This is a genomic window from Thermomonas fusca (assembly GCF_005862345.1).
GTDB lineage: Bacteria > Pseudomonadota > Gammaproteobacteria > Xanthomonadales > Xanthomonadaceae > Thermomonas > Thermomonas fusca.
The window spans coordinates 304,109-319,981 of record NZ_SROY01000001.1 but is presented as its reverse complement, the minus strand read 5'-3'; the positions used below and the strand labels follow the sequence as shown (position 1 = coordinate 319,981).

The window sequence follows — 15,873 nt, the reverse complement described above, 5'->3', positions numbered from 1 at the left end:
TCGATGCCGGGAGGGCGCGGCTTCGGCCGCGCCCTTTTTCGTGGGCGGCATGCCGGCATGCGCGCGGGCTTTGCCCGTCGGGCCGGCAAGGCGCGACAATGACGGCTTCCTCCGCGAACCCGAGCCGCCATGTCCAAGATCCTCTACACCCTGACCGACGAAGCGCCGTTCCTCGCCACCGCCTCGTTCCTGCCGATCGTGCAGGCGTATGCGAAGACCGCCGGGGTAGCGGTGGAGACCCGCGACATCTCGCTGGCGGCGCGGATCCTGGCGCAGTTCCCGGAGCTGCTGGGCGAGCGCGCGGTGGCCGACGACCTGCGCGAGCTGGGCACACTTGCGAAAACGCCGGAAGCCAACATCATCAAGCTGCCGAACATTTCCGCCTCGGTGCCGCAGCTGAAAGCGGCGATCAAGGAACTGCAGGGCAAGGGCTACCCGCTGCCGGAATTTCCGGACACGCCGCAGGGCGATGGCGAGAAGGACGTACGTGCGCGCTATGGCAAGGCGATGGGCAGCGCGGTGAACCCGGTGCTGCGCGAGGGCAATTCCGACCGCCGCGCACCGAAGGCGGTGAAGGCCTATGCCAGGAAGCATCCGCACCGGATGGGCAAGTGGGACGCGGGCTCGAAGTCGCACGTGGCGCACATGGCCGCCGGCGATTTCCACGGCAGCGAGCAGAGCTACACCATGGTCAACGCCGGCCCGGTGCGGATCGAATACACCAGCGTCACCGGCAGCAGCTTCCCGCTGCGCGGGCCGGTGCAGTTGCTGGCCGGCGAGATGATCGACGCCTCGGTCCTGAGCGCGCAGGCGCTGGCCGATTTCATCGACGCCCAGATCAATGATGCCAAGGCGCAGGACGTGCTGTTCTCGCTGCACCTGAAGGCGACCATGATGAAGGTGTCCGACCCGATCATGTTCGGCATCGCGGTGTCGCGCTTCTACGCGCCGGTGCTGGAGAAGCACCCGCGCACGCTGGCCGAGATTGGTTTTGACCCCAATAACGGCATCGGCGATCTGTACGCCAAGCTGGGCCAGCTGGCCGACGCCGAGCGCAGCGCGATCGAAGCGGAGATTGCAGCGCTGTACGCGCAGCGCCCGGGCCTGGCGATGGTCAATTCCGACAAGGGCATCACCAACCTGCACGTGCCGTCCGACGTGATCGTGGATGCTTCGATGCCGGCGATGATCCGCGACAGCGGCCGCATGTGGAACGCCAAGGGCGAACTGCAGGACACCAAGGCGGTGATCCCGGACCGCTGCTACGCCGGCATCTACCAGGTGGTGATCGACGACTGCAGGGAGCACGGCGCGTTCGACCCGGCGACCATGGGCAGCGTGCCCAACGTCGGCCTGATGGCGCAGGCGGCCGAGGAATACGGCAGCCACGACAAGACCTTCAAGATCAGCGGCGACGGCGTGGTGCGGGTGATCGACGAGCACGGCACGGTACTGCTGCAGCATCCGGTCAAGGCCGGCGACATCTGGCGCATGTGCCAGACCAAGGACGCGCCGATCCGCGACTGGGTGAAGCTGGCGGTCAGCCGCGCGCGGCTGTCCAACACCCCGGTGGTGTTCTGGCTGGATCCGCAGCGCGACCACGACCGCGGCCTGATCGCCAAGGTGGCCGCCTACCTCAACGACCACGACATTTCCGGCCTCGATATCCGCATCCTGTCGCCGGTGGAGGCGATGAAGTTCTCGCTCAAGCGCATCCGCGAGGGCCTGGACACCATCAGCGCCACCGGGAATGTCTTGCGCGACTACCTGACCGACCTGTTCCCGATCATGGAGCTGGGCACCAGCGCGAAGATGCTGTCGATCGTGCCGCTGATGAACGGCGGCGGCCTGTTCGAGACCGGCGCCGGCGGCAGCGCGCCCAAGCACGTGCAGCAGTTCGTGGAAGAGGACTACCTGCGTTGGGATTCGCTGGGCGAATTCCTGGCACTGGCCGCCTCGTTCGAACATCTGGCCAACACCACCGGCAACGCGCGCGCGCAGGTGCTGGCCGATGCGCTGGACGCGGCCAACGCGAAGTTCCTCGACAACGACCGTTCGCCCGGCCGCAAGCTGGGAACGATCGACAACCGCGGCAGCCATTTCTACGTCGCGCTGTACTGGGCGCAGGCGCTGGCCGAACAGACCGCGGACGCCGAGCTGGCGGCGAAGTTCGCGTCCGTGGCCAAGGCGCTGGCGGAGAACGAGGCGAAGATCGTCGGGGAACTCGTCGCCGTGCAGGGCAAGCCGGTGGACATCGGCGGCTACTACCAGCCCGACATGGCCAAGCTGGCGGCGGCGATGCGGCCGTCGGCCACGCTCAACGCGACGCTGGCAACGCTGTAACCCTGGCGCGCTGGCAATACCCGCGAAGCCCGGCCAGGCGCCGGGCTTCGTGTTTGTGGCGGCCCGGTTTACCCTGCAGACCCGTCGCATCCGGAGCTGCCGCATGACCCGCCTGTCGATCCCCGCGCTTGCCCTGCTGCTGGCCGCCTGCGCCGGCACGCCCACGTCCTCGACCGCGCAGCAGCCGACCACGCCCGCGGCGGATTCCGCGCTGCAGGCCGCGGTGGCAGATCCCGGCCGCGACGCCGCCCAGCGCGCGCGCGACCGCTACCGCCACCCGGCCGAAACGCTGGCGTTCTTCGGCCTGGAGCCCACCGACACCGTCATCGAGATCAGCCCGGGCAGCGGCTGGTACAGCGCGATCCTGGCGCCCTACCTGCGCGACCACGGCCGCTACATCGCCGCCAGCGCCACCCCCGCGCCCGGCCGCAGCAGCCCGCTGCCGGCGCTGTTCGCCGCCGACCCCGCGCGCTACGGCCGCGCCAGCCTGCACTGGTACGACGGCAAGTCGCCTTCGCTGGGCGCACCGGCCAGCGCCGATGCGGTGCTGACCTTCCGCAACGTGCACAACTGGGTGGCGGCCGGCACTGCGGAGGCCTATTTCCAGGCCTTCTTCGCCGCGCTCAAGCCGGGCGGCACGCTGGGGGTGGTGGATCACCGCGCCAAGCCCGGCACCGACTTGGACACGATGAAGAAGTCCGGCTACCTGACCGAGGCGCTGGTGATCGAGCTGGCCACCCGTGCCGGCTTCGTGCTGGACGCGCGTAGCGAGGTCAACGCCAACCCGGCCGACAGCGCGGACCATCCCAACGGCGTGTGGACGCTGCCGCCCACCAACCGCCATGACGCTGGCGATGCGGAAAAGTACCGGGCCATCGGCGAAAGCGACCGCATGACCCTGCGCTTCCGCAAACCGGCCAGCGAATGACTTTTCGATGCGGTGCCATCCGCGCCGCGCCCGCGGCCGACGACGGTGAACCGCGACGCTTCCGGCTTTCGTAACCCGCGCATGCTGATCGCCTTCAACAAACCCTATGGCGTGCTCTGCCAGTTCACCGACCGCAGCCGGCCGCCGCGGCCGACCCTGGCCGGCTTCGGCCTGCCGGCGGACGTGTATGCGGCGGGGCGGCTGGATTTCGATTCCGAAGGCCTGCTGCTGCTGACTGATGACGGACGGCTGGCGCATCGCTTGACCGACCCCGCGCACAAGCAGCCGAAAACCTACTGGGTGCAGGTGGAAGGCACGCCGGACGCGGCGCAGCTGCAGCAGCTGCGCGAGGGCGTGATGCTCAATGACGGTCCCACCCGCCCCGCGCAGGCGCGGCTGCTGGCCGCGCCCGCGCTGTGGCAGCGCGATCCGCCGGTGCGGTTCCGCAAGACCGTGCCGGATGCCTGGCTGGAACTGACGATCAGCGAGGGCCGCAACCGCCAGGTGCGACGGATGACCGCAACGGTGGGCCTGCCCACGCTGCGGCTGGTGCGGGTGGCGGTGGGGCCGCACCGGCTTGATGGCCTGCAGCCAGGCCAATGGCGGGAAACCGCCAGCAGCTGAGGCGATGCGGCGCGCGCTTCGCGCAAAAAACACCGCGCGCCGGATGCCGACGGCGCGGCGTCCGGCTCAGACGCCGTAGTCGTCGCGCTCGTACTCGCCGCGGCGCAGCGCGCGCACCTGCTTCGCCTCGCCTTCGATCGTTTCCTTGCGCTTGGCGCGCTGCCGCGCGGCCAGCCATAGCAGGCCGGCACCGACCACCGCAGCGCCGACCAGCACCGGATTGCGCCGCACGAACTTGCCCGCGACCTTGCTGCCCACCCGCAGTGCGCCCAGCGCCGCGCCGGTTTCGACCCACTGCACGGCCTTGTCCGGAAGCTTGCGGCGCAGGCCTTCGCCCACGTCGGCCAACAGTTCCAGGGTCCGATCCTGGGTGCGTTCCAACTTGCCCATGTGCTGCTCCTCGGCTTGCATCGTCTTGACCACGAGTATGGCGCGTCTGCGTGACGGGTGCGTCACGTCCCGCGTGGCTTGGCCCGGTGCGTGGCCACCGCGTTCCACGGGTCGTCAGGCCACGGGTGGCGCGGGTAGCGGCCCTTCATTTCCTTCCTGACCTCGGCATAGGTGCTGGCCCAGAAGTTGTGCAGGTCGGCGGTCACCTGCAATGGCTTGCCGCCGGGCGAGAGCAGGTGCAGCAGCAGCGGCACCCGGCCATCGGCGATGCGCGGGGTCTGCGCCAACCCGAACAGTTCCTGCAGCTTCACCGCCAGCACCGGCGGCGCTGGCTCGCCGTGGTCGTCGAGGCGGTATTCGATGGCGCGCTCCAACCCCGACGGCACCGCGATGCGGGTCGGCGCCAGCTGGTCGATGCGCTGGCGCAGGTTCCAGTCGATGCCGGACTTCAGCGCTTCGGCCAGCTCGGCGCTGTCCAGCGCATCCAGCCGGGTCTTGCCGGCGAACGCGGGCTGCAGCCAGCGCTCCAGCGAAGCCAGCAGCGCCGCGTCGGAAAGATCCGGCAGGCCCAGTTCCGGCATCCAGCTGCGCAGGCACTGCATGCGGATGCGCCATTGCGACAGGCCATCGCTCCACGGCAGCACCGTCAGGCCCAGCTCGCGCACGGCCGCCGTCAGCGCACGCGCGGCCTGCGCCGGATCGACCCGGCCGGCGGATTTCACCGCAAGCACGATGCCATCGAAACGCTCGACCCGTTCGCTGCGCAGCGCGCGTTTTTCCGCATCCCAGCGCACCTCGTCGGCGTCGGAAAAATGCGTCGCGAACTCGGCGCGCAGCAGCGCCTCGTCCACCGGCGCGGCGCGCAGCAGCAGCGCGTCCTTGGCCTCGAAGCGCAGTTCGCTGGCCACGATCCACGGCTCGCCATACAGCACGGAATCGTCGAACAGCCGCGCCATCCGCCCGTTCGCCAGCTGGTAGCGGCGCGGGTCCTGCGGATGCTGTTTGGCGATGCGGTCGGGGAAGGCGTGCGCCAGCAGGTCGCCCAGCGCATGCGCCGGCACGGAAACAGGCGGCGAGGCGGCGCAGCGCAGGCGGCGACGCCACTGTTTCGCCGCGGCGTCGATGGCGGCCAGCGCGGAACGGTTGGCGTCGGCGGGCACCCGTCCGTTGCGGAACGCGGCCAGCGCCTGCCAGCGCTCGGCCAGTGCGTCGGAGCGGCTGCGCAGCGGATCGCGCGCCTCCACCAAAGCCGCCAGATCACAGGCCAGCGCGATGCGCGCCGGGACATCGGCGGCCAGCAGCATCGCCGCCAGCCGCGGGTGCGTGCCCAGCGCCAGCATCCGGCTGCCGCGGGCGGTGAGCTTGCCGTCACTCAGGGCATCCAATCGCTGCAGCAGGTCCCTGCCCGCCGCCAGCGCGCCCGATGGCGGCGGATCTACGAAACGCAGTTCGCTGCTGCCCCAGGCCGCCAGCTCCAGCGCCAGCGCGGCCAGCTCCACCTGCGCGATCTCCGGCTTGCGCTGTCCCTCCAGCCGCTGCGACTGCGGCCACAGCCGATAGGCGAAGCCTTCCGCCACGCGGCCGGCGCGGCCGGCGCGCTGGTCGGCGCTGGCCTGCGAAATGGTCACGCTGTCGAGCCGCGAAAAGCCGCTGTTGGGATCGAAACGCGGCTCGCGCGCCAGCCCGCTGTCGATCACCACCCGCACGCCGGGCAGGGTGACCGACGATTCGGCGACGTTGGTGGCCAATACGATGCGGCGGCGGCCATCCGACGCGGGTTGCAGCACGCGCGATTGCTGCTCGATCGGCAGGTCGCCGTGCAAAGGCAGCACCTCGATCCCCGGTGCGGCCGATTTCCGCGGCGAGGGAATTGCGTCAGGCGCGCCAGGGAGGGCGCGCGCCCGAATCGGGGCAAGATGCCCAAACTGAGGGGAAAGCAATTCCCCCGCCGCGGAGAGCGGTCGCTGCGAGAGTGCCTCGGCGAGTACGGACTCCAACTTCGCGATCTCCCGCCGCCCCGGCAGGAACACCAGCACATCGCCCGGATGCGCGGCCAGCGCCTGTTCGATCGCGCGCCGCGCCTGCTGCTCCAGCGCCTCGTCGCGGCGCGCCGGGAAATGCGCGATCTCCACCGGGAAGCTGCGGCCCGCGCTCGACAGCCGCGGCGCAGCGAGGAACGCCGCCAGCCGCTCGCCGTCCAGCGTCGCCGACATCACCACGATCCGCAGGTCCTCTCGCAGCCCGGCCTGCACGTCCAGCGCCAGCGCCAGCCCGAGGTCTCCGGCCAGGTGGCGCTCGTGGAACTCGTCGAACAGGATCGCGCCCACGCCCTCCAGCAGCGGGTCGTCCTGCAGCATGCGGGTGAGGATGCCCTCGGTGACGACCTCGATCCGGGTGGTCGGCCCGACCTTGTGCTCGAAGCGGATGCGGTAGCCCACCGTCCCGCCGACCGCTTCGCCCAGCTGCTGCGCCATGAAGCCGGCCGCCGCGCGCGCGGCCACCCGGCGCGGCTCCAGCATCACGATCTTCCTGCCCGCAAGCCACGGCGCGTCCAGCAGCGCCAGCGGCACCTGCGTGGTCTTGCCCGCACCCGGCGGCGCTTCCAGCACCAGCCGCGGCTGCGCGGCCAGTGACGCGAGGATGTCGGGCAACAGCTCGGAAATGGGGAACGCAGTGGTATTCACCCGCAAAGGATACGAGAGCAGGACGCCTCTCCTTCGGTCGGGCTGCGGATGGGCGGCTGGGTGCGCTTCGCCGCTTAGGCTCCGCATCCGGCTTCGATGCGCGGCCGCGCACCATCCATGGCGCGCTCGAAGCGCACCCAGCCGCCCATCCGCGGCATCGCGGCGTGCAGCACCAGTCTTCTTGGGCTACCAGTAAAATCGCGCCATGCAACTCATCGATATCGGCCTCAACCTCACCCACGACAGCTTCGACCGCGACCGCGAGGCGGTCTGGCAGCGCGCGCGCGAGGCCGGCGTGACCCGCGCCATCCTCACCGGCGCCTCGCGCGAGCATTCGCCGAAGGCGCTGGACCTGGCGCGCACCCGCCCCGGCGAATGGTTCGCCACCGCCGGCGTGCATCCGCACCACGCGACCGAATACACCGAGGAGTGCGATGCCGAGCTGCGCGCGCTGCACGCGCAGCCGGAAGTGGTCGCGGTGGGCGAATGCGGGCTGGACTATTTCCGCGACTTCTCGCCGCGGCCGGCGCAGCGGCGCGCGTTCGAGCGGCAGCTGCAGATCGCGGCCGACACCGGCAAGCCCGTGTTCCTGCACCAACGCGACGCCCACGCCGACTTCATGGCGATGATGAAGGCCTTCGACGGCAGGCTGGGCCCGGCGGTGGTGCACTGCTTCACCGGCAGCCGCGAGGAGCTGTTCGACGTCCTCGACCAGGACTGGCACATCGGCATCACCGGCTGGCTCTGCGACGAGCGCCGCGGTGCGCATCTGCGCGAGCTGGTGAAGAGCATCCCGGGCAACCGCCTGATGGTGGAAACCGACGCCCCCTACCTGCTGCCGCGCACGCTCAAGCCGATGCCGAAGGACCGCCGCAACGAGCCGGCGTTCCTGCCGCACATCGTGGAAGAACTGGCGCGCGACCGCGGTGAGGACCTTGCCACCACCGCGGCCAATGCCACTGCCGCCAGCGCCGCGTTCTTCCGGCTGCCGGCGGCGTGACCCCTCGGAACGCGTGGCTTATTTCGCCTTAGCTTCCGATTCCATCTTGTCCGCCCACGCTTCCAGCTCCTTGGCGGCCGCTTCCATCTTCGCCACCTCGGCCGGGTCGGCCATCTTGCGCAGACCCGCGCACTCCTGCTCGAACTTGTCCGGGTTCTGCGCCTGGACAGCCTTGCCCTGCTGCTTGGCGGCCAGGTAGATCGCCTCGATCTCGACAGCGGAGGGTGCGCCCGGTTCGGCCTTCATCTTGGCCAGCGCCGCCTGCGATTCGATGGCATTGCTGATCCCGCACAGCTCCACCGCCGCGGTCATCGCCACGCCCATGCTGATCGCGTCGCTCTTGCTGATCGTGGGCGGGGTGGTGCCGTCGGAGGGTTCCGTCGTCTCACTGGCGGCAGCATCCACCGCTACGGAAGCATCGGCGGTGGCATCGGCGCCGGCCGCCGTACCCGCATCCGCCGCCGGCTGCGTGCAGCCCGCCAGCAGCAACAACGCCACGCCCATCGCCATTCCGTTCTTGTTCCTGCGCATCTGCCGCTCCATGGTTTGCGAAAGCGGCGATTCTAGCCGCAACCGTGATGCCCATCACGCCGCGGAAACGAGAACGCCCGGCCGGGGCCGGGCGCCATCGTCTTCCGGATTAAGGCTTACAGCTTGGCCGGCGCTTCCGGCAGCGGGCCTTCGGCCACCAGCACGGCGCCGTTGTAGTTGTCGGCATACACCACCACCCAGATCGCCTTGTCGGCGCGGCGGATCAGGTAGGTGCGGGCGTCCTTGTCGTACCAGTAGGCGTCGTCGATGTCATCGAACTCGCTGCGGAACGGCGCCAGCTCCGGCTTGTTCGCCTCGTAGACCGTCTCGTCATAGCTGCGCTGGGTCAGGGTGACCGCACCCAGCGCGGTGAGTGCCTGGTCGATGCCCTTGAGCAGCTCGAAGCGCGAGTAGGTCTTGCCGTCGCCGGCGCGCAGTTCCGCTTCGTACGTCTTGCCTTCCACCCACAGCAACTGGCTGCCGGTCCAGAACGGCACGCGGGCCAGGTCCTTGGTCTTTTCGGCCAGGTTGCCGCTGAACTGGTAGCCCGCCGGCAACACCAGATAGGGCCATTCGCCCAGCGGCTTGTCGCTGACCGCGATGGTGTTGATGTCGAAGCTGGTCACGGCCGGGGCCGCAGTCGCGGCAGCAGGCGTTTGCGCAGTGGCGGCGGGCGGGGCGGCAGTGTCCGCGGCCTCGCTGGCAGCGGCGGGCCGGGCGTTGGCGGCAGTGGCGGCGGCATCGTCCTGCTTCTTGCAGGCCATCAGCGACAGGCCCACGGCCAGCGCCAGCGCGGCGGTTTTCATCGACATCGAATCGGCTCCAGTGTGTGGAAAGAGCCGGGGAGTTTAATCAGGAAACCGTGACCGCATCCACGCTTTGACTCAGCTGCGCAGCCCCACGCCGCGCTTGAGCAGCCACAGGCCCAGCGCCGCCAGCGCGGTGGCGAAGCCCAGCATCAGCGCGTAGGCGACCCACAGCGGCACGTCGGAACTGCCCAGCAGGCCGTAGCGGAACGCGTTCACCATGTAGAAGATCGGGTTGGCGTGGGTGGCCGCCTGCGCCCAGCCGGGCAGCAGGTTGATCGAATAGAACACGCCGCCGAGGTAGGTCAGCGGGGTCAGGATGAAGGTGGGGACGATGGCGATGTCGTCGAACTTCTTCGCGTACACCGCGTTGACGAAGCCGGCCAGCGAAAAGATGATCGCCCCCAGCAGCACCGAGCTCAGTGTCACCAGCGGATGCGGCACGTGCACGCGGGTGAACAGCATGGCGATGCACAGCACGATCGCGCCCACCATCAGCCCGCGCAGCACCGCGCCGGCCACGTAGCCGGCCAGGATCACCCAGTGCGGCATCGGGCTGACCAGCAGCTCTTCGACGTGGCGGCCGAACTTGGCACCGAAGAACGAACTGCTGATGTTGCCGTAGCTGTTCTGGATCACGCTCATCATCACCAGCCCGGGGACGATGAACTCCATGTAGTCCAACCCGCCCATCTTGCCGACCTTGCTGCCGATCAGGCCGCCGAAGATCAGGAAGTACAGGGTCATGGTGATCGCCGGCGGGATCAACGTCTGCGTCCAGATGCGCAGGATCCGCATCACCTCGCGGCGGGTGACGGTGCCCAGGGCGACCAGGTTCTGGCTGCTCATGCGGCGGCTCCTTCGCGTGCGGTCATCCGCACGAACAGTTCTTCCAGCCGGTTGCTCTTGGTACGCATCGAGCGCACCCGGATGCCGGCGGCGTCGAGCGCGGCGAACACCCGGTTGAGGTCCATCGCCCGCGGCATGTCCAGCTCCAGCGTATGCGGGTCGGCGGCCACCAGGGTGGCGCCCTCGATCGCCGGCAGCGCCGCCGGCAGCGCGTCCTCGACGTCGAACAGGAAGCCCTCCACGTCGAGCTTGGCCAGCAGCGACTTCATCGGCCCGTGCTCGACGATGCTGCCGTGGTCGATGATGGCGAGGTTGCGGCACAGGCTCTCCGCTTCCTCCAGATAGTGGGTGGTGAGGATGATCGTGGTGCCGGCGGCGTTGATCTCCTTCAGCGTCTTCCACATGCCGCGGCGGATCTCGATGTCGACGCCGGCGGTGGGCTCGTCGAGGATCAGCAGCTTCGGCTGGGTCATCATCGCGCGGGCGATCATCAGCCGCCGCTTCATGCCGCCGGACAGGGTGCGGCTCATCTTGTCGGCCTTGTCCCACAGCTGCGCGTCCTTCAGCACCTGCTCGGCGCGCGCCAGCGCCTGCGCGCGCGGCAGGCCGTAGAACCCCGCGTAGTTCACGCAGATGTCCAGCGGCTTTTCGAACATGTTGAAGTTGAATTCCTGCGGCACCAGCCCGATCAGGCGCATCGCCGCGCTGCGCTCGGCGTCGATGTCCACGCCGAACACTTCCACCGTGCCACCGCTCTTGTTGACCAGCGAGCTGACGATGCCGATCAGGGTGCTCTTGCCGGCGCCGTTGGGGCCCAGCAGGGCGTGGAAATCGCCGGGCGCCACGTCCAGGCTCACGCCTTTCAGCGCCTGCACGCCGTTGTCGTAGGTCTTGCGCAGGTCGCGCACGCACAGCGCGGGCACAGCGGGATCGAAGGGCATGGATGGCCTCGTGCGCGGGGGCGGCGCGGGAAGCCGGTAGTATAGGCAGCCCTGTGGCGTCACTCCTGCCACGCACTGTTGCAACGCCGTGGCCATCGCCCATTTCCCGCTGAAGCTCGTCGCCCGCCGGATGATCGCGCCCACCGTGGCGCACCTGTCGTTCGAACGCGACGACGGCCAGCCGCTGCCCTGCATCCCCGGCCAGTTCATCCAGATCCACTTCGACTACGCCGACGGCAGCGCCGCGCGGCGCAGCTATTCGATCGCGGTAGGACGGGCGCTGGACGCACCTGCGGACGGGCGGGTGGATATCGCGGTCAGCTACGTGCCGGGCGGCGCCGCCACCGCGCTGTTCGAGGCGCTGGATATCGGCGCCACGCTCAATGCCAGCGGCCCGTTCGGACGCTTCTGCCTGTATCCCAACGACGCCAACCGCCGCTACCTGCTGATCGGCACCGGCACCGGCATCACCCCGTACCGGGCGATGCTTTCGCAGCTGGCGCAGCAGATGACCCAGCGCGGCGTCGAAGTAGCGCTGCTGCAGGGTGCGCGCACGCCGGAAGAGCTGCTGTACGGCGACGAGTTCCGCGCCTTCGCCGAGACCCATCCCGGCTTCCGTTACTTCCCCTGCCTGTCGCGCGAGCTGCCGGCGGAAGGCTCCGCGCATGCGCATGCCGACGTCCGCCACGGCTACGTGCAGAACGTGCTGCCGGAACTGGCGCCGGACCCGGCCAACGACATCGCCTACCTCTGCGGCAACCCCGACATGGTGGATGCGACCTTCGAGGCGCTGAAGGAAATCGGGTTGCCGGTGCCGATGATCCGGCGCGAGAAGTACGTCAGCAACAAGTAGTCCCGGCGGCTAATTCCCGCTAATCCCGCCACGCGCTCACGCGCGCGGCGGGCGCCTGCTCAGCGCTTCACCAGCTCCACCCGGCGGTTCTTCGCCTTGCCTTCCTGGGTGCCGTTGTCGGCCACCGGTTGCGTGGAACCGAAGCCGGCGGCGGTCAGCCGCGAGGCGTCGATGCCCTTGCCGGTGAGCAGGGCGACCACCGCCTTGGCGCGGCCTTCGGAGAGCTGCTGGTTGTGCGCGGCATCGCCGCTGTCGTCGGTGTGGCCGTTGACCGCCAGCTTGAGCGCGCCATCGATCTTCATCAGTTCGGCCACCTGCTCGATCTGCGGCAGCGAGTCGGGCAACACGTCGGTCTTGTCGGTGGCGAAGTTGACCTGCAGCGCCACCTTGCCGGCGGCATCCAGCTGCTTTTTCATTTCACTGGCGGGCAGGAGTTGGGCGGTAGCCACGAAGGCCTTTTCCTGGCCAACGATAAGCCCGCCCTGGGCGGTGTCCTGGGCGAAATGGATCCAGATGTTGCCATCGTCGCGACGCACCACGTAGGTGCTGGCCGGCACGTTGTAGATATCACCCAGGCCTTTGAGGAAGCCCATCGTGACTTCGTCGCCCCAGCTCTTGATGGTGTCGTAGGGAATTTTCTCCTCGGAGAGCTTCACTCCGCCCATCTGCGCGACCAGCGCTTCCAGATTCTTGCGCAACTCGTACGGGTTGTAGTCGCCTTCCTTCTCAGGATAGACATTGAGCAGATAGAAACGCCCTTCCACCCAGTGCGCCCGGCCTTTCACCCAGAACGGGAAGCGCGCGATCCGTTTGGTTTCCGGGTCACCGTTGCTCACGTAACCCGCGGGCAGGGTGATGTAGGGGAAATCGCCCAGCGCCACGGTGCTCAGCGGGACTGACGAGATGTCGAAATCACCGGTCTTCGCCTGGTCCGCACCGGCTGCGTCGTCCGCCTGTCCCGGCATCGCATCGGTGGCTTTTTCCAGCGCGGCCGCGGCGGTTTCCTTCAGCGCATCGGTTGCGCCGTCCTTCTTGCAGCCGGCCAGCAGCGTCATCGCGATGGCTGCAGCCACGCCGATTACAAATCCAGTCCTGTCCAAACGCATTAGCCACTCCTTGATCATGCAGAGGTTGAAGATTCTGGTGACGAGCCCGGCCGGTGCTGCCGGTCTAGTCCGTGCGCGATTACCGACCTGGCGACGCCCGTGAGGCTTATTGGGTGAACGCCTCAAGCGGGATCTGTGCTGCCGGAAGATCCGGCGTCGCCACCTTGACCGGGGCCGAACCAGCGCCCGGGGCGAGATAGACATCGATAGGCAGATCGAGGTCCGGCATCAATGCGCATGCGGCGGCGTGCGCCGCGCAGGAAGTGTTGAAGCCAAGCAGATTCGCTTGCATCCAACGCTTCAGCAATGGATAGGCCGTGACCAGGCTGGCCTGATCGCGCGCGAACACGATGACCCGCGGTCGCAGTCCCTGACGCTTGGCTCGTTTTTCGTATTCGGCCACGGAGGCGTACGTACCGGATTTTCCATACGTCAGTCCCAGGATGTCATCCACGACTGCGGCCAATTCGAGCCGCCCGGTTTTGTCCGCGATGATCACCGACTGGAGGTTCGCCTCTTCGTCCTTGAAGCCCCAGGTCACGGTGCTTCCATCCGCCGTCGTCATCACCCTTCCCGCGGCTTGCAACCCCGCGAGAATACGATCCGATACAGGCATATCCGGATAATTGACCAGCTGCACGGACGAACCCAGGGTCGCGGTGCCCACCAACTGCTTGAGCGCCCCTTCATCAGGCACGTCTTCCGGCTTGAGCGCACTCGTCCGGGGAGATGCCACCGGCTTCAGCTTGTACAACCAGCCGTCGTACATGTGCCAGAGCTGCTCGTTTCCATCCTCGTGCACGATTTCGTACCAGGACGCAGGGTCCCCGACTTTGTCATCCGGCGCATGGACTTCCAGCACCGCCACGGCATTCCGGTCAGTGCCGAACCCGTAGAAACTGCTCCAATGCCCGCCCCAGCGCGTCGCGGGAATCTCCCCCTCGGCCCGCAAAACCGGATAACAGGAAATCCGGTAGCGCGGCCTCGCCACGGATGTCCTGTTCCAGTTCGATTGGAACATTCCGGCCGAGAGCACGACCGTTTTCCCGATGCGCTCCCTTGCTTGTTCGTCCGGACTCGAACTGCCGGCATATCGGGAAACCGAAATGATCTCGTAACTTCCCAAGTATTCCGCCGCACTTCCATTCTGTTTGCATGAGGCCGTTTCGACACGTGCTGGAACAGGGCGGTCGCCGCCTCGATCGGCCGGGGCTGCCGTTGCCGCCTGACCGCTCCTGACAGCGTAACCATCGCTTCGTGCGCCAGTACCCGCCAGCACCGGCACCAACGCCAGCACCGATATTCCTCCCAGCACTACCGACATCCTCCGGGAAGTACGCCGAGGTCCGCCGCTGCTTTCATGACTCATCGATTCATATCCCAGCGAAACGTCTTTATGGAGCCTGATGGCAGGTGGCGCCGGAGATTCGCGTGCGGCGTCAACGACTCCACAAGCGGCGCTACGCATTCCACACCGAAGGTACGCATGCGTCAGTCTTCCGCTGCCGGCGCGTCCAGTTCGGCCATGGCGCGCCCGACTTCCGGCAGCAGGCCCTTGCCGACCGACATGGTTTCCAGCTCGAGGTTGCAGCCCGCCCCCCGCGGGCCATGCATGCTCTCCAAGGGCAACCCCTTCAGATACGCCATCGGGCCCAGGGTGGTACACAACGATTCCGTCGGCGCATCGCTCATGCCGATACCCAGCCCGCCGGACCAGACACACTCTTCATGGTTCTTGCTGCGCCAGCGGGTGCACGGCTGGCCCTTGACCTGCGATTCACCCACACGCGTGAAGCCCAACAGCTTGGCCGTCGCTACCGCCTCCGCCGGGTCCACCGGGGAAATCTCGATCGGAGTGCCATCGATCTCGCGAAAGCTCCGGCTTTCATGGCCTACAGTCTCTTTTAGCTTGACCACACAGTTGGGTTCGTCAGTGTCCACCACCGTGAAGTCCCAGACCGTCTGCCGGCCGTAGGCGCCGCGAGCATCCTGCCAAAGCTCTACAAAACCCTTCCCCAGCTTCTGCACGTCCGCTGCTGCAAGCTCCTGCACCGGCCAACCGGCGGCCTTGCAGTCCTGCACAAGCGTGGCGTAGTTCTCGCGTGGTACGTTCTTGCCGTCATACAACCGCTCCCATCGCAGCGTTGCGTGCAGCGCGGGACGGTTGGCCTCGACATCCGCTTTCCCGGCATGGTCCGGAACGTCTTCACCAGCGCTGGAGTGGCAGCCGGCCGCGGCGGCCAGGCAGATCAGCGCCGCGGCAGCGGTTGCGAACGGCTTGTTCATAGAGTCGCCAGAAGAATGAGTTTGTCCGCGCGCCGCGTTTCCACCAGTCGAGCCTGCCAATACGGGTTGAACATGCTGCCCTGCTCGAACTTGCCGTCGCCGCGACCCCAGACCCTGCGCTTGAATGGCGCATAGTCGTGGGGTCGATTGAAGTACACCTGTGCGCTCGCCGTCGCGCGCAGTTGACCGCCACGCGCCTCGTCCTTCGACTCCATGCGGCCCGCAGCGACGCCGAGCGCGGAACTGCTGCGCGCATTGCGCACTTCGGTCGTCACTTCCATGTGAAGGTCGGCTCGGCGTGTCGCTCTCGGGAAGTTCGCCACAGTCCACGCGTTCGCAACGGGTCGGTTTCTTGTTATCGCCCACTTCCGACCATCAGCCTGTCGCTTTCACCTCGACAATGGTCATTAATCTCTCTGCGGAAGTGACGCGAAATGTCATAAATTGCCGCTTTATTGCAACGCTATCACGACATTTTGTGACAAACAACACATTATGTTCGCGATGTATCGCGCGTCTGGCGCGTCGCGAG

General features: G+C 67.8%; 15 protein-coding genes. 5 read left to right on the top strand and 10 right to left on the bottom strand.

Translation table 11 applies throughout. From position 1 onward, the window contains the following. The first annotated feature begins 129 nt into the window (after positions 1-129). The 3 genes from E5S66_RS01470 to E5S66_RS01460 all read left to right on the top strand — a co-directional run bounded on the left by E5S66_RS01470 (position 130) and on the right by E5S66_RS01460 (position 3,895). Positions 130-2,343, top strand: a complete 2,214-nt coding sequence (locus E5S66_RS01470; RefSeq protein WP_138346889.1) for an NADP-dependent isocitrate dehydrogenase — start codon at positions 130-132, stop codon at positions 2,341-2,343. 103 nt (positions 2,344-2,446) lie between these two features. Beyond that, the gene (locus tag E5S66_RS01465) at positions 2,447-3,271 is read left to right on the top strand and encodes a class I SAM-dependent methyltransferase (protein WP_138346887.1); all 825 of its coding nucleotides are present in this window, start codon (positions 2,447-2,449) and stop codon (positions 3,269-3,271) included. A gap of 81 nt (positions 3,272-3,352) precedes the next feature. Continuing rightward, positions 3,353-3,895 carry a pseudouridine synthase gene (locus E5S66_RS01460; RefSeq protein WP_138346886.1) on the top strand — a complete coding sequence of 181 codons (543 nt, stop codon included), beginning with the start codon at positions 3,353-3,355 and terminating at the stop codon, positions 3,893-3,895. A gap of 66 nt (positions 3,896-3,961) precedes the next feature. Here E5S66_RS01460 and E5S66_RS01455 read toward each other — a convergent pair whose 3' ends face one another. Continuing rightward, the gene (locus tag E5S66_RS01455; RefSeq protein WP_138346884.1) at positions 3,962-4,285 is read right to left on the bottom strand and encodes a hypothetical protein; all 324 of its coding nucleotides are present in this window, start codon (positions 4,283-4,285) and stop codon (positions 3,962-3,964) included. Positions 4,286-4,347: 62 nt separating this feature from the next. After that, positions 4,348-6,969, bottom strand: coding sequence for an ATP-dependent helicase HrpB (gene hrpB / locus E5S66_RS01450; RefSeq protein WP_246037100.1), 2,622 nt, complete (start codon positions 6,967-6,969; stop codon positions 4,348-4,350). 205 nt (positions 6,970-7,174) lie between these two features. Between hrpB and E5S66_RS01445 the strand changes: the two genes are divergently transcribed. After that, complete coding sequence (locus E5S66_RS01445; protein ID WP_138346881.1) at positions 7,175-7,969, top strand: TatD family hydrolase; 795 nt, start codon at positions 7,175-7,177, stop codon at positions 7,967-7,969. Between the two features lie 18 nt (positions 7,970-7,987). Here the strand turns inward: E5S66_RS01445 and E5S66_RS01440 are convergent, their stop codons facing one another. From E5S66_RS01440 to E5S66_RS01425, 4 genes are all read right to left on the bottom strand, one after another. Continuing rightward, the gene (locus tag E5S66_RS01440) at positions 7,988-8,500 is read right to left on the bottom strand and encodes a hypothetical protein (protein WP_138346879.1); all 513 of its coding nucleotides are present in this window, start codon (positions 8,498-8,500) and stop codon (positions 7,988-7,990) included. Between the two features lie 116 nt (positions 8,501-8,616). Next, positions 8,617-9,312: a hypothetical protein gene (locus E5S66_RS01435; protein WP_138346877.1), complete on the bottom strand. Its 696-nt coding sequence runs from the start codon at positions 9,310-9,312 to the stop codon at positions 8,617-8,619. 72 nt (positions 9,313-9,384) lie between these two features. Continuing rightward, positions 9,385-10,155 (bottom strand): ABC transporter permease, encoded by a 771-nt coding sequence (locus E5S66_RS01430; RefSeq protein WP_138346875.1) that lies wholly within the window; start codon positions 10,153-10,155, stop codon positions 9,385-9,387. Next, positions 10,152-11,096: an ABC transporter ATP-binding protein gene (locus tag E5S66_RS01425; RefSeq protein ID WP_138346874.1), complete on the bottom strand. Its 945-nt coding sequence runs from the start codon at positions 11,094-11,096 to the stop codon at positions 10,152-10,154. The genes E5S66_RS01430 and E5S66_RS01425 overlap by 4 nt, the downstream gene beginning before the upstream one ends. An 88-nt stretch (positions 11,097-11,184) precedes the next feature. Here E5S66_RS01425 and E5S66_RS01420 point away from each other — a divergent pair, with 88 nt between their 5' ends. Next, positions 11,185-11,949: a ferredoxin--NADP reductase gene (locus E5S66_RS01420; RefSeq protein ID WP_281278257.1), complete on the top strand. Its 765-nt coding sequence runs from the start codon at positions 11,185-11,187 to the stop codon at positions 11,947-11,949. A 59-nt stretch (positions 11,950-12,008) separates the two neighbouring features. Here the strand turns inward: E5S66_RS01420 and E5S66_RS01415 are convergent, their stop codons facing one another. The 4 genes from E5S66_RS01415 to E5S66_RS01400 form a co-directional block, all read right to left on the bottom strand. Continuing rightward, positions 12,009-13,022 (bottom strand): OmpA family protein, encoded by a 1,014-nt coding sequence (locus tag E5S66_RS01415; protein ID WP_246037099.1) that lies wholly within the window; start codon positions 13,020-13,022, stop codon positions 12,009-12,011. A gap of 139 nt (positions 13,023-13,161) precedes the next feature. Next, positions 13,162-14,379: a hypothetical protein gene (locus E5S66_RS01410; RefSeq protein WP_138346870.1), complete on the bottom strand. Its 1,218-nt coding sequence runs from the start codon at positions 14,377-14,379 to the stop codon at positions 13,162-13,164. A 167-nt stretch (positions 14,380-14,546) separates the two neighbouring features. Then, positions 14,547-15,341, bottom strand: a complete 795-nt coding sequence (locus tag E5S66_RS01405; protein ID WP_138346868.1) for a hypothetical protein — start codon at positions 15,339-15,341, stop codon at positions 14,547-14,549. Then, positions 15,338-15,622, bottom strand: coding sequence for a hypothetical protein (locus E5S66_RS01400; RefSeq protein WP_212745306.1), 285 nt, complete (start codon positions 15,620-15,622; stop codon positions 15,338-15,340). The genes E5S66_RS01405 and E5S66_RS01400 overlap by 4 nt, the downstream gene beginning before the upstream one ends. Positions 15,623-15,873 lie beyond the last annotated feature (251 nt).